Here is a 10913-nt window from a genome sequence, read left to right as displayed (position 1 = left end):
TTAAGGATAATGTTCCATTCTCACGCTGGTACGCCGAAGTCGATGCCGACGATGATACCGAACTCGTTGAATCCTGGCTGGAGTAACCATGTATACCAAACAACAAATCCTTACCGAAGTCCAAGCCTACCAAGCCAATACTATCTTCGATTCCGATATTGTCGATGATTGGTTCGATATGGCCACCCAATGGCTCACCGATGACCCGTCCGAATACCTGAAAGATGGATTCGATGGCTTTAATGACCGCTCGCCAGAACAAATCCTCTGCGACTTCTACCTCGCAGGTAAAGTTGCCGATATGTCCGAATCCGAATTCAACGCAATTATGGATAAATGATCCCTTTACAAATGGTCGAAAAATGCGATAATTGCACCTGATGCGGATGGAACGATGCACCCAATCAAAGGTCCACATTTCAGCCTAGATAAACCCCGCGCCTGCGTCCAAGTGGAACGTAAAGGCAAGAAATTACACCTGAATGGCATCCAAATAGCCAAAGAATCAACGCTCTGGACTAACCTGCCCGATGATTATACAATCATTGATAAGGATGGCAACGAAGTCCCCAAAGAAAGAACTAGGATTATTAGCGTCGAAACTATCGACCCATTCCACTTAATAGCTGAACTATGAAAATCGTCGCCGTAGCCGACCAACATGGCTACTTCACCGAAATACCTGAATGCGACCTGCTCCTCATCGCAGGTGATATTTGCCCTAGAGATAACCATACTCTAGGCTACCAAGAATGCTGGCTAGACTCAGCCTTTAAGTATTGGCTCAAAAACCAACCAGTAAAGAAAATCATCCTCGTAGCAGGAAACCATGACTTCATCTTTGAAAGTAGACTCAATACAGCACTCAATATCCTTAAATCCATCCCCCACCTAACCTACTTGCAAGATGATTATTGCTACTACGAAGATTATAAAATCTATGGCTCCCCCTGGCAACTCTACCACGGCGGCTGGGCATTTAACCTCTATGAACCTGAACTAAAAGAAAAATGGGATAAAATCCCCAATGATACCCATATCCTCGTCACCCACTCCCCACCAAAAGGCTATGGCGATAAAGCCCCACGCACTATAAACGATGATAACGAAACCCAATGGCCCGAACCCGAACATATCGGCTCACCAAGCCTAACAGAGAAAATTAAAATAATTCAACCAAAATTGCATGTCTTCGGACATATTCATACTGGATTCGGCCAGTGGCAATTGAACGAAACAATCCTGGCAAACGTAGCTCAAGGTAAAGGACGCTGGCCCGTCGTATTAACGCTCCCGCCAGTAAAGCCTTAATCGCTCCAAAAAATAACGATAATCAAACACTCTGTTATTCACAACCCGATTATGACGACGATAAAGCCAGAAATTGAAATATGACACAAAGGTATATATGAAAAAGCGATTCCTAATTCTAGGACTAACACTCATAGCTCTAGGCGTCAACTACGCTATCGAAAATTGGGTGTTGAAAGATATAAAGAAGTAAACTGCCATTGTACCCCAATAAAGGCAACAAAGGAGAATATCATGACCGCAGAATTTAAGGTTCAACGCGCTGGCCTCGCTGGTAATGAATGGAAAACCGTCTGCACCAATAGCAACGAAGCCTATGTCCGTGAAGTCTATCAGAAACAACTACAACTTTACTCCGTGGGCCGCTTCCGCCTGCTCGACCCTAATGATAAAGTCATTGCCGAAGGTAAAGCACAACCCCTGTTCAGTAATAACTGACCACAAAGGATGCCTGTGATTATGACACCAAATGAACGTATAATTGCACTTAATAATGTCCTCACACAAGCATACCAAGAATCCCTGAACCTTAAAGAAGAAGCAGTCGCCTACCAAAATGCTAAAGCCTATAAACAACTTCGCCTAATCAGTGACCTCGTAAAACGCTCCCAAGAAATACTCAACGAAATCAATACCCTGTGATCCCCGCCTGTGACGCCTATATGCGCTATTAATGTGTGCCTGCACCCACATGAGACGTGAAATAACACATATTTTCACAGGAATTTCATGTGTGTTGTAAGTAGTTAGTATATAAGGGGTTAAGATTAGGGAAAAGTTTTTTTCTGGAGGGAGTAAATTATTAGGGTCTAATTCGTTTTCTTGTGCGTTAATTTCTTATAGCCCACGGAAAAGATTTCAGGTGTAATTAAGGGGTTTATAAGAGATTTGCTGGGGTATGGAAAGGATTTCTAATCTGTGATGTGCGTATATACGCTCCCGTGAGGGGGTAATTAAGAGCGCATATAAAACAAGTAAGCCAGCCGATCCTGGCTGACTTACTTGAACCCAAACCACAGGTTTTTATCTTAGGTGAATCCAAGTTGCATTTGGGGGCTGGATTCACCTTAATTAGACTGGCAAACCTGTTCGGTTATGCCAGTCCTTAGTCCAGCGAGTGTCGCCCAATCACTGCTGGACTACTCTTACTCTACCCGCTTTCCCCGCAAAGTAAAGCTCCAGATACGCTTGAATCCCCATTTTCTTTCCACCTTTTTTATTTTTATCCCTAAGTCCTTTCCCCGTCATCACATCCTGCCGAAAGATTTTCCGAGAAAAAATCAGGTACGTTCCGAGTTATGACAGGCAAAAAAAAATATTTGTCCTAAGTTGTTATGACTCAAGGACAAATAATGCCTGAAAAGTCGGACAAAATTCTATGCTTGATTTATGGCATATCCTGGTTGCATTCGGGCTAAGCTTTGTACTATTTACCTAAGTTCAAGTGTGCCATAGATATAGGATACAAGGGGGATAGGTAAATTGGGTAGGGGATACAAGTGTCACTGTGGTCTATACCTTATTAGGGAGCATAAAAATAATAGAGGCGGTGGGAACTGGAATTGTACCAGGCTGAGGCAGTTCGGTTGGTCCAAACTGGAGAATGAAAATGGGACGCAGTTGGAACGTAGAGTGTCAGCGGTATTTCGTGGAGAGCAAGACTGAGCGGAAGGCGAATGGTGAGCCGAAGATGATTGCGAACGATGTGCGGAAGATGCACATTCGGGGTGATCTTGTGTTCACGGATTACTTCTTGGTGAATTTGCTGAAGCGGAAGGCTGGCAACTTGTATTCCGTCAAGGAACGGAAGGCACCAGAGCGTCCGTGGTGGGATAAGGGGCCGATTAAGGATGGGGAATACAAGTGGAATCGTGAAGGGGTGTATACAAGGGAACAGTTCATCAAGTGGTTAGGGCAGTGGATTGGGCAGGATGCGGAGGGTGCGGTAGTTGCGTTGGAGGTCTGCCCGCCTGATAATTTGGTTAAACTGGCGGCTTGATTTTACAATGGCGTTTTTTGGGGTAGGATAAGGGCAGCAGTTGGATTTGGCCAAGAAACAACTGCGATTGTACGTTAGTGGTTGTCGAGTCGAACCCAAACCTGAAAGGAAACGAAGATGCACGCAGTTGAGACGATGGCTTATGTTGGTGCGACCCCCTGGCACGGTCTTGGCGAGGCGGTCACTGATGAAGCGGCCCAATACGATCATCAGTTGTTCATTGAGAAGGCTAAGTTGAATTGGGAAGCGGACAAGCGGCAGTTGTTCCGCAAGGTGGGCGATGCTGTCCTTCCTGCTAATGCGTGGGAAGTGGTTCGCAGCACTGACGGCAAGGTTTTGGCGGATTCGGTGGGCGAACGCTACACCATTCTCCAGAACAAGGAGGCTTTCGCTTGGTTCCAGCCGTGGCTTGACGCTAAGGAAGCGGCTTTGCACACTGGCGGCGCTTTGTTCGGCGGTTCCCGTATCTGGGCGCTTGCCAAGGTCAACCGCGACCCGATGGAAATTGCGGCGGGTGACGTTGTGGAGAAGTACGTTCTTCTCTCCCACAGTCACGACGGTTCGCTTGCGGTTCGCTGCGGTTTCACGCCGATTCGGGTTGTGTGCAACAATACGCTGAGCATGGCGCACAGCGATTCGGCTTCCAAGTTGATTCGTTTGAAGCACAGCAAGAACGTTCACCAGAACCTCGAAAACCTCCGCGACGTGATGAACCTTATCAATAGCGAGTTCGAGGCGACTGCTGAGCAGTATCGGCTGTTGCAGCGCAAGTCGATCAACCAGAACGATTTGCGGAAGTACGTCAAGACGGTGTTTGAGATTGACGCTGAGGATAGCGTTATCTGGACTGAGAAGGAGCGGACGAAGGAGCAGAAGGAAGTGGTGAGCGAGCGCCAGAAGAACATTCTTGATAGTGTTCTGGAGTTGTGTGAGACTGGCAAGGGCAACAACTTGCCTAGCGTTCGCGGCACTTACTGGTCCGCTTACAATGGCGTGACGGAGTATCTCTCCTACGTCAACGGTCGGAACGAAGACAACCGCCTCAATTCGCTCTGGTTCGGCCAGAATGCGAATATGAACAAGCGGGCGCTTCAGACTGCTGTTGAAATGGCAGCATAACCCAAACCGAACGGGGGGAAAGCCCATTCCCCCCGTTTTTCTTTAACCAAACAACTAGAATTGTACTAAGGTGGGGTGAAGGAACTCAACTGACATTGTACCTATTGGGGCATAACCCAGGAGAACAAAAAATGTCTGCTTTGGACAATCTGAATGCGTTGAATGATTTGGTGGGTAAGAAGGAGCCTGAGAAGAAGGATGAGCGGCCTGAAATGCAGGTTCCGCCAGCGGTATTGAAGGCATTTCAGCGGCTTGTGCCTGCCTTGAAGATTATCGAGGTGGCGGAAGCGCGTAAGAAGATTGAAGGCAGTCTCATTTCGGAGGAAATGATGGGGGTTTATGCTGAGACTCTGTTTAATCAGGGTAGTCGGCCTACTAATCCCCGACTGGTTGTGAACGACAAGCAGAACCGTCCTGACTTGAGCGGTTTGTTTCAGGTGCAGGAAAAGTGGAAGTTGCAGTATGAGAAGGGTGAAACCCCGATTGCGACTCGCATTGCTGCGGCGCTTGTGAAGGCGGGTTTCGATCAAGCGGCAGCTGACAAGTTGGTTGCAGCTGAGATTAACTGTCAACCGTTGACGGTTATTCGGCCCTTGAACGAATTGGCGGTTGGCACGCCGATTGAGAAGTCCGCTGCGGATAAGGTCATTGCCCTGGCAATGGGCCAGCCAGCGTTGCCCTTTACCGCCGAGGAACGTGCTGTCGCCTTGACGAAGATTGAAGTGACCGAGGTTCGGGATGGTTTCCTTGAACGAGTGAAGTTGTACGTTAAGGATGCGAACCAACTCAAGATGTTGTTCAAGGTGATTACCCCTGTCAACTTCATCAGTCATGCCAAGTATGGCATTAGCGATACCGAGGAAGGTCGCGTGCAGCGGCTTGCCCTGGATGGACAACAGCTGATTCTAGGAACTAAGGTTCCTGATAAGAAGTAATCTTATCAAGATAGTGATATAGGACGGGCTTAAAGGCCCGTCCTATTTTTTTGTACAGTGCTGAAACAACTGGAATTGTACCTTGTGGGGATGTAATGAAATCAGAAATGATAAGAAACGGTTGTAGAATGGAAAGTGAAACCAACTGCAATTGTACTTATCGTGGATGCAACGAATCTCTTCTCTTTATGAAAGGTATCTTTAACATGGCTCAGAACGAACTGAACTTTGGTGGCCGCGTGGTTGCTTCGGAGTATGTTTCTGCGGTGAACTGCCCGCTGCCGACTACGGAGGATTTCTACGTCTACCGTATGCCGCGTGCTGACAAGGGTGTGGCGCGTGGTCCCCGCAAGGAAGTCAAGGCTGTGAAGGTCAAGGCTGGCAAGCGTGGTCCTGGTCGGCCCCGCGTGTATGACGGTACTGACCGTCGCATTATCGCTGCGGCGCTGCGGAAGTATGGCTACACTGGTGGCCGCAAGTTTCTCCGCAAGGAACGGAAGCTGAAGGTTAGTCTGACGCTTTGCCGTCAGGTTGCGGAGGCTGAGGGCATCACGTTCAAGCGTGGTCGGCCCGCCGCGTAATGAAACCAAAAGGGGAAGGGTTGTTATACCCTTCCCCTTTTGGTTTTAACCAAACAACTAGAATTGTACCTTAGTTGGATGTAAGAAACACTAGCCAAAAAGGGATACAATGGACCGCGAATTGATGATTGAGTATTGTGTGGGTGATTTGCAGGATTGGTTGAAGCGTGATCCTGGCAGTTTTTGGGAGCATATCGCGGAGTTGGAGCGGAGTCATCTGAACAGTCTGAGTGATGGTGAGTTGCTGGGAGTGTATCAGGAAACGTTGCCCTAACTGCGATTGTACCCAAGAAGGTATCTCTAACCTGGAGTAAACATGCAGAAGAAGATTCGGGTGCATGAGCCTTATGATTGTGTTCATGAGGTGACTATCAAGGAACTGGCTGACGCGAATGGTTTGGACTATATGGAAGCGCAGGGCTTCTTGAAGACGTTGGTGAAGTTGGGTCATTGTCAGATGGGCAAGCCCCGCAAGGTGGATGGTCAGAAGGGCAAGCCCACGAACGTCTATCTGTTGCCGATTTATCTGGAACTGACTGTGATGGAGCAACAGCCAGCGAAGAGGGCCGCGTAATGGAAGCCAAATTGAAGCGACTTGCGGTATTGCTGTTGGACGATGACGACGGCATTACGGAGGAAGCGTATCAAGCGTTGCTGGACGTGCTTCCTGAACCGCTTGCTTTGGAACTAAACAAACTGGTGGATGCTGTGGATGGTCGGTTCTATCTACCATCGGGCCAGGATTGGAAGTAACTGAGATTGTACCCTACGGGGTACTTAATGAGTGTACTACTGCTGTGGGAAGCGAAGTCGGCTGTAACCCGACTGCCTAAGTGCTAAGAGGTCCGATTCCTTATACACTCAATATAAATCAATGTGAGGGATGAGCCGAACAACCCGATGCGCACTGCCGCTTAACTTAACACTGGCTGGCCCCATGCAGGGGTTAAGTGGTGAGGGGTTTACCAGACGGGAACGGTTCAAGCCAAAGCCCCCGATGACGGGGGGTAGAGGTTTGCAAAACACCTAGCGCAACCGTGAGCGGCGGAAGGTGTATAAGTCATCCCGCACAATGAATCATTGTACCTGTCTCAATTGTTCCTTTGGAGAAAAGCCAATGCTTTACGGTTTGAAGGGTACTCACCCTATTGAGGGTGAGATTTATCAGGAGTTTACGGAGAACGAGAAGGAAACGTGTTTGGCGATTGCCAACATTTGGTATAAGAAGGGTTGGCAGCCCCGCCTGTTTGACCGCTTCTGGCATTCCTGCCGTATCTCGACTTTGAATCAGCACATCGGACAGCGGCGGGCAGCCTAAGTGCCACATTGCCACGGGGAACCAAAAGCCCCGTGGCAACTGTCATTGTACCCTAACTAGCAGGAGGTAACAATGGACCGCGATCAAGAAGCGAAAGACTTTGCTGACCAGTTTTCCCGATTCGTCAATGGTATGGGGCGGCGGGATAGGGTTGTGGCGGAGCTAATGGCGAAGGATCATCCTACGCTACAGCAGAACTACATGCGATTCTTCATGTTGTACTGCGAAGAAATGGCTAAGCAAAAGTACACTGACTTGCGGAATGAAGCGTCTGTCAATTTGGCCAAAGAGATTGTCAAGTTGAACAAGGGACTGCCTTACGTTTAACTGTCATTGTACCAAAGGATAACATGATACCTAAAACGCTTGAAGATCGAAACGCTGTTCTGTTTGACAAACTTGTTCCCTTTGAAGGGCAGTGCGATACGTTGCAGGGTGAAACCTTGCGGGCCGTCAATCGTATCATTTATCGTTATTACAACGATGGTGATTACTGGTATGAGGGCTATGGCATTGAAACCGCTGGTGCTGCTGAGGCATTCCTTCGCCAGTATTCCCCTGTGAACGTTCTATCTGAGCTACGAAAGAGCGATGGAGTACGGGAGAAGGAATACGAAACTGCATTGGAAGCGTTGCTGGTCAAGGTTCTCAATTACATTGAGACTTGCAGCGAGTTCTTGCCGAACACGCGGGATATGCACGATTGCGAGCCGAAATACGAGCCTGAATATGAAGAAGAGGATTGCTAACTACCATTGTACCTGTTAAAGTGTCTAAAAGGAGACAGCAAATGAGCATTATGGTAGTGATGCAGGGTGCGAGTGGGTCGGGGAAGTCCACGATGGCTGAAACGATTAAGGCCATGCTTGAAGCGACGGGCCATAAGGTGGAAATCTGTTCAACGGATGATGAGTTCAAGGTGGATGGAGTCTACAAGTTTGACCCGTCCAAGATCGGGGAGAACCATATCAAGTGCCAGAAGAAGGCGCGGTATCACCTCGATTGGGGAACGTCTGTCATTATCGACAATACGAATACGCAAGCGTGGGAAGCGCGTCCGTATGTCCAGATGGCGCAAGAACTTGGGGTTCCCGTCTTCTTTGTGCCGTGTCATGGGAAGTTCAATAACGTTCATGGTGTTCCGCCTGAAAAGGTGGAAGCCATGCGGAATCGGTGCGAACCTTTGTCTGTGAAAGCGTGTCTGGAGGCTAAGGCTCCGTGGGAGAAGTAACACGAATTGCGGACGCTCTAAAGACGATTGAATCTATATGTCGTCATTATAGCGTCCGCAATTATATTGACGTTGACATAGGCCGCATTGCGGTCTATAATGCTGCAAACGACAATTTTCACTTTTTCAAGTGGGCAGGCAGACGCTATATATACGACGGTTCAGCGGATACAATCCCTGGCTGGCTGAACAAGCGTATAGCCATTTGACAAATCCGTAAACCGTAGTATAGTAATGGGCAACTGTCATTGTACCTTATTGGGTGTAAGTCACTCAACTTGGAGAGAACAATGGTCGGTCAAGACATGAAAGAGCAGCAACCCGAAAAGCAACCCCGCAAAGAGGTTGGCTTGCGGTTGGCGGAAGACGATTTGAACGTAGGCGATTACGTCTGCGTGTTGTCACTGAAGCAGCAGCCAAAACAAGGCGCTCCCATTATGGGGCAGAGTATGCAGATTAAGGCTGTGTGTCTGCCCTACTTTGTAGGCCAGATGTTATCGGACCCTGATGAACCCACATTGACCCTGGATTGTCGTTTCCTGAATCTTATGAGGGTTGATGAAGCCTTTGTAAAGGCTCAGCAGGAAGGGGCTAAGCGGCAGCAAGCCGCTGCGATGGGCGGGATGATGGTTGTATCGCCACCGCCACGGAGGAAGAAATCGCAAGAAGGGGGCTAATAAGCCCCATTGCTTTCTCCTCTAATTGCAATTGTACTAGAGGAGAGCAATGAAGACTATCGAGTATCTGCGGTCTGGCAAGTCTCTGGTTGACCTTCATAATGAACTTCACATCGAAGTCAACCGTCACGAATCGCTGCCGTTGGCGATTCTGAACTACAATCAGATTGAATCGCCTAAGACGGACCCGATTGTGCGGGAATGTCGTGCGCTGGTCCTGAACACTGAGGACTGGTCTTTGGTTGCGCGTTCTTTCTCCCGATTCTACAATTGGGGTGAAGTGGCGGATGAAATGCCGCTGTTCAATTGGGACAAGTCTGTTGCGCTGGAAAAGGTCGATGGTTCGCTGATTCTGTTCTACAAGTTTGCGGGCCAGTGGCGTGTTAATACCCGTGGTTCCTATGCGAACATGGGCATGTTTAACACGGAATGGCAGGCGATGTATCATAACATGCCTGCGGATTGGACCTGGCAACAGGGCATCCTGACTGCGCTGGGCATCAAGTCCCTGGATGAACTGGACTTGTACCTTGATCCTTCGTTGACGTATGTTTGCGAATTCTGCTCCCTTTGGAACAAGGTTGTGCGGGAGTATAAGACGCCGTGCGTCTACCTGTTGACGTGCTATGCGGGTGAGGAAGAAGTCGGCCCGCGTGATGTGTCAATCTTCAAGACGGTTGGCCAGTATCCGCTTTACTCTGCGGACGATGTAACGGAATACGTCAATTCGCAACCCGAAGCGACTTGGGAAGGCTGTGTCGTCAAGGATGATGCGAACCGCCGTTGGAAAATCAAGAATCGGCGTTACCTGTCCTTACACAAGATGAAGGGCGCGAATGGTGACGCGCTTTACAATCCTTCGACTCTGCTGCCGTTCATCTTGGAAGGTGAAGGCGATGAGTTGCTGGCGACTTACCCTGAAATCAAGGACTGTTTCTACCACTATAAGAACAAGGTAGATACCGCCTATAACGAATTGGAATCGTTGTGGCTGGAGTATAAGGATGTGCCAGTGCAGAAGGACTTTGCACTGTCCATTCAGGGCAAAACGCCGTTTACTGGTGTTCTGTTCAACTGCCGTAAGTCTGGTTCGTCCCTCAAGGAAGAATGGGCGAAGGCGGAACGGCATATCGACAAAACGCTGTTCAAGTAAACACAATGGGAGGACTGCCAACTCCCATTGTACCTTTAAGGTCTGGAGAAATGATGGACGTTGACAAACTGATCGAACAGCTACAACAGTTTAAGGGCCGTAAAGTGCTTGTACACAACGGCGAAACGCTGTGTGCAATTTCTGACATTGCCGAAAACGTCTGCACTGGTGATCCTGATGACGGTGCAGCGGTCATTTACCTTGAGGAATAAATGGCAAAAGAATGGTATGTCGAATTGAGCAACCCGCCTTACCCCAATAAAGGCCGCAAAGTGCGTGTCTTTAGGAAATGGGTGAGCGATCAATTGTCGCCTACGTTGACGCATCTTTATCGTGTGAAGGAAGCCGAAGACAAGGAAGACGCTTTAGCCCAAGTCATGGCTGGCAAGGCGTTTACGATGGTTTCTCCTACAGGAAAGGCGCTGGGTTATGTTTCCTAAAACGGTAGGCGAGTTGCGGCAGGCAACTGCGGGCTTGCCTGATGACTTTCCGTTCGATATATGGGTGAATGAAATCCAAAGGGCAAGTCTGGCAAAGCAAGGTCTTATGAGGGTAGAAGAACGCTGTAATGCGGGTTGTGAGCGAATTG

20 protein-coding genes are annotated in these 10913 nt (G+C 48.7%); all 20 read left to right on the top strand.

Going from position 1 to position 10913, the window contains the following annotated elements; all coding sequences use genetic code 11:
• Positions 1-88: 88 nt before the first annotated feature.
• The 20 genes from ACOSYY_RS19235 to ACOSYY_RS19140 all read left to right on the top strand — a co-directional run bounded on the left by ACOSYY_RS19235 (position 89) and on the right by ACOSYY_RS19140 (position 10764).
• A complete protein-coding gene (locus tag ACOSYY_RS19235; protein WP_421664531.1) occupies positions 89-340 on the top strand; it encodes a hypothetical protein in 252 nt (83 codons plus the stop codon).
• Positions 341-394: 54 nt separating this feature from the next.
• On the top strand, positions 395-637 hold the full coding sequence (locus tag ACOSYY_RS19230; protein ID WP_421664530.1) for a hypothetical protein: 243 nt from the start codon (positions 395-397) through the stop codon (positions 635-637).
• Positions 634-1311 carry a metallophosphoesterase family protein gene (locus ACOSYY_RS19225; RefSeq protein WP_421664529.1) on the top strand — a complete coding sequence of 226 codons (678 nt, stop codon included), beginning with the start codon at positions 634-636 and terminating at the stop codon, positions 1309-1311. The genes ACOSYY_RS19230 and ACOSYY_RS19225 overlap by 4 nt, the downstream gene beginning before the upstream one ends.
• A 234-nt stretch (positions 1312-1545) precedes the next feature.
• Positions 1546-1749 carry a hypothetical protein gene (locus ACOSYY_RS19220; protein ID WP_421664528.1) on the top strand — a complete coding sequence of 68 codons (204 nt, stop codon included), beginning with the start codon at positions 1546-1548 and terminating at the stop codon, positions 1747-1749.
• A 21-nt stretch (positions 1750-1770) separates the two neighbouring features.
• Positions 1771-1953: a hypothetical protein gene (locus tag ACOSYY_RS19215; protein ID WP_421664527.1), complete on the top strand. Its 183-nt coding sequence runs from the start codon at positions 1771-1773 to the stop codon at positions 1951-1953.
• Between the two features lie 967 nt (positions 1954-2920).
• Positions 2921-3310: a hypothetical protein gene (locus ACOSYY_RS19210; RefSeq protein WP_421664526.1), complete on the top strand. Its 390-nt coding sequence runs from the start codon at positions 2921-2923 to the stop codon at positions 3308-3310.
• Positions 3311-3427: 117 nt separating this feature from the next.
• Entirely contained in the window at positions 3428-4429 is a 1002-nt protein-coding gene (locus tag ACOSYY_RS19205) for a TIGR03299 family phage/plasmid-derived protein (RefSeq protein WP_421664525.1), read from the top strand.
• A 131-nt stretch (positions 4430-4560) separates the two neighbouring features.
• On the top strand, positions 4561-5364 hold the full coding sequence (locus ACOSYY_RS19200; protein WP_421664524.1) for a hypothetical protein: 804 nt from the start codon (positions 4561-4563) through the stop codon (positions 5362-5364).
• Between the two features lie 128 nt (positions 5365-5492).
• Entirely contained in the window at positions 5493-5945 is a 453-nt protein-coding gene (locus tag ACOSYY_RS19195; RefSeq protein WP_421664523.1) for a hypothetical protein, read from the top strand.
• A gap of 109 nt (positions 5946-6054) precedes the next feature.
• On the top strand, positions 6055-6219 hold the full coding sequence (locus tag ACOSYY_RS19190; RefSeq protein ID WP_421664522.1) for a hypothetical protein: 165 nt from the start codon (positions 6055-6057) through the stop codon (positions 6217-6219).
• A gap of 42 nt (positions 6220-6261) precedes the next feature.
• A complete protein-coding gene (locus tag ACOSYY_RS19185; RefSeq protein ID WP_421664521.1) occupies positions 6262-6519 on the top strand; it encodes a hypothetical protein in 258 nt (85 codons plus the stop codon).
• Positions 6519-6698 (top strand): hypothetical protein, encoded by a 180-nt coding sequence (locus tag ACOSYY_RS19180; RefSeq protein ID WP_421664520.1) that lies wholly within the window; start codon positions 6519-6521, stop codon positions 6696-6698. The genes ACOSYY_RS19185 and ACOSYY_RS19180 overlap by 1 nt, the downstream gene beginning before the upstream one ends.
• Positions 6699-7062: 364 nt before the next feature.
• On the top strand, positions 7063-7263 hold the full coding sequence (locus ACOSYY_RS19175) for a hypothetical protein (RefSeq protein WP_421664519.1): 201 nt from the start codon (positions 7063-7065) through the stop codon (positions 7261-7263).
• A 72-nt stretch (positions 7264-7335) separates the two neighbouring features.
• A complete protein-coding gene (locus ACOSYY_RS19170; protein ID WP_421664518.1) occupies positions 7336-7590 on the top strand; it encodes a hypothetical protein in 255 nt (84 codons plus the stop codon).
• A gap of 23 nt (positions 7591-7613) precedes the next feature.
• Positions 7614-8012, top strand: a complete 399-nt coding sequence (locus ACOSYY_RS19165) for a hypothetical protein (protein WP_421664517.1) — start codon at positions 7614-7616, stop codon at positions 8010-8012.
• A 41-nt stretch (positions 8013-8053) separates the two neighbouring features.
• Positions 8054-8494: an AAA family ATPase gene (locus ACOSYY_RS19160; RefSeq protein ID WP_421664515.1), complete on the top strand. Its 441-nt coding sequence runs from the start codon at positions 8054-8056 to the stop codon at positions 8492-8494.
• Between the two features lie 290 nt (positions 8495-8784).
• A complete protein-coding gene (locus ACOSYY_RS19155; RefSeq protein WP_421664513.1) occupies positions 8785-9171 on the top strand; it encodes a hypothetical protein in 387 nt (128 codons plus the stop codon).
• Between the two features lie 49 nt (positions 9172-9220).
• On the top strand, positions 9221-10324 hold the full coding sequence (locus tag ACOSYY_RS19150; RefSeq protein WP_421664512.1) for an RNA ligase: 1104 nt from the start codon (positions 9221-9223) through the stop codon (positions 10322-10324).
• Between the two features lie 50 nt (positions 10325-10374).
• Complete coding sequence (locus ACOSYY_RS19145) at positions 10375-10536, top strand: hypothetical protein (RefSeq protein ID WP_421664510.1); 162 nt, start codon at positions 10375-10377, stop codon at positions 10534-10536.
• Positions 10537-10764: a hypothetical protein gene (locus ACOSYY_RS19140; RefSeq protein WP_421664509.1), complete on the top strand. Its 228-nt coding sequence runs from the start codon at positions 10537-10539 to the stop codon at positions 10762-10764. It begins immediately after the preceding gene.
• Positions 10765-10913: the final 149 nt, after the last annotated feature.

This window comes from Nitrospira sp. BLG_2 (assembly GCF_049222245.1).
Note: the sequence above shows the minus strand (reverse complement) of the source record. Positions and strands in the feature narration are given on the sequence as shown.

Bases quoted from the DNA above. Each gene is read 5' to 3' on its own strand.
- ACOSYY_RS19235 (WP_421664531.1), top strand. From the start codon at position 89: ATGTATACCAAACAACAAATCCTTACCGAAGTCCAAGCCTACCAAGCC.
- ACOSYY_RS19230 (WP_421664530.1), top strand. From the start codon at position 395: ATGCACCCAATCAAAGGTCCACATTTCAGCCTAGATAAACCCCGCGCC.
- ACOSYY_RS19225 (WP_421664529.1), top strand. From the start codon at position 634: ATGAAAATCGTCGCCGTAGCCGACCAACATGGCTACTTCACCGAAATA.
- ACOSYY_RS19220 (WP_421664528.1), top strand. From the start codon at position 1,546: ATGACCGCAGAATTTAAGGTTCAACGCGCTGGCCTCGCTGGTAATGAA.
- ACOSYY_RS19215 (WP_421664527.1), top strand. From the start codon at position 1,771: ATGACACCAAATGAACGTATAATTGCACTTAATAATGTCCTCACACAA.
- ACOSYY_RS19210 (WP_421664526.1), top strand. From the start codon at position 2,921: ATGGGACGCAGTTGGAACGTAGAGTGTCAGCGGTATTTCGTGGAGAGC.
- ACOSYY_RS19205 (WP_421664525.1), top strand. From the start codon at position 3,428: ATGCACGCAGTTGAGACGATGGCTTATGTTGGTGCGACCCCCTGGCAC.
- ACOSYY_RS19200 (WP_421664524.1), top strand. From the start codon at position 4,561: ATGTCTGCTTTGGACAATCTGAATGCGTTGAATGATTTGGTGGGTAAG.
- ACOSYY_RS19195 (WP_421664523.1), top strand. From the start codon at position 5,493: ATGGAAAGTGAAACCAACTGCAATTGTACTTATCGTGGATGCAACGAA.
- ACOSYY_RS19190 (WP_421664522.1), top strand. From the start codon at position 6,055: ATGGACCGCGAATTGATGATTGAGTATTGTGTGGGTGATTTGCAGGAT.
- ACOSYY_RS19185 (WP_421664521.1), top strand. From the start codon at position 6,262: ATGCAGAAGAAGATTCGGGTGCATGAGCCTTATGATTGTGTTCATGAG.
- ACOSYY_RS19180 (WP_421664520.1), top strand. From the start codon at position 6,519: ATGGAAGCCAAATTGAAGCGACTTGCGGTATTGCTGTTGGACGATGAC.
- ACOSYY_RS19175 (WP_421664519.1), top strand. From the start codon at position 7,063: ATGCTTTACGGTTTGAAGGGTACTCACCCTATTGAGGGTGAGATTTAT.
- ACOSYY_RS19170 (WP_421664518.1), top strand. From the start codon at position 7,336: ATGGACCGCGATCAAGAAGCGAAAGACTTTGCTGACCAGTTTTCCCGA.
- ACOSYY_RS19165 (WP_421664517.1), top strand. From the start codon at position 7,614: ATGATACCTAAAACGCTTGAAGATCGAAACGCTGTTCTGTTTGACAAA.
- ACOSYY_RS19160 (WP_421664515.1), top strand. From the start codon at position 8,054: ATGAGCATTATGGTAGTGATGCAGGGTGCGAGTGGGTCGGGGAAGTCC.
- ACOSYY_RS19155 (WP_421664513.1), top strand. From the start codon at position 8,785: ATGGTCGGTCAAGACATGAAAGAGCAGCAACCCGAAAAGCAACCCCGC.
- ACOSYY_RS19150 (WP_421664512.1), top strand. From the start codon at position 9,221: ATGAAGACTATCGAGTATCTGCGGTCTGGCAAGTCTCTGGTTGACCTT.
- ACOSYY_RS19145 (WP_421664510.1), top strand. From the start codon at position 10,375: ATGATGGACGTTGACAAACTGATCGAACAGCTACAACAGTTTAAGGGC.
- ACOSYY_RS19140 (WP_421664509.1), top strand. From the start codon at position 10,537: ATGGCAAAAGAATGGTATGTCGAATTGAGCAACCCGCCTTACCCCAAT.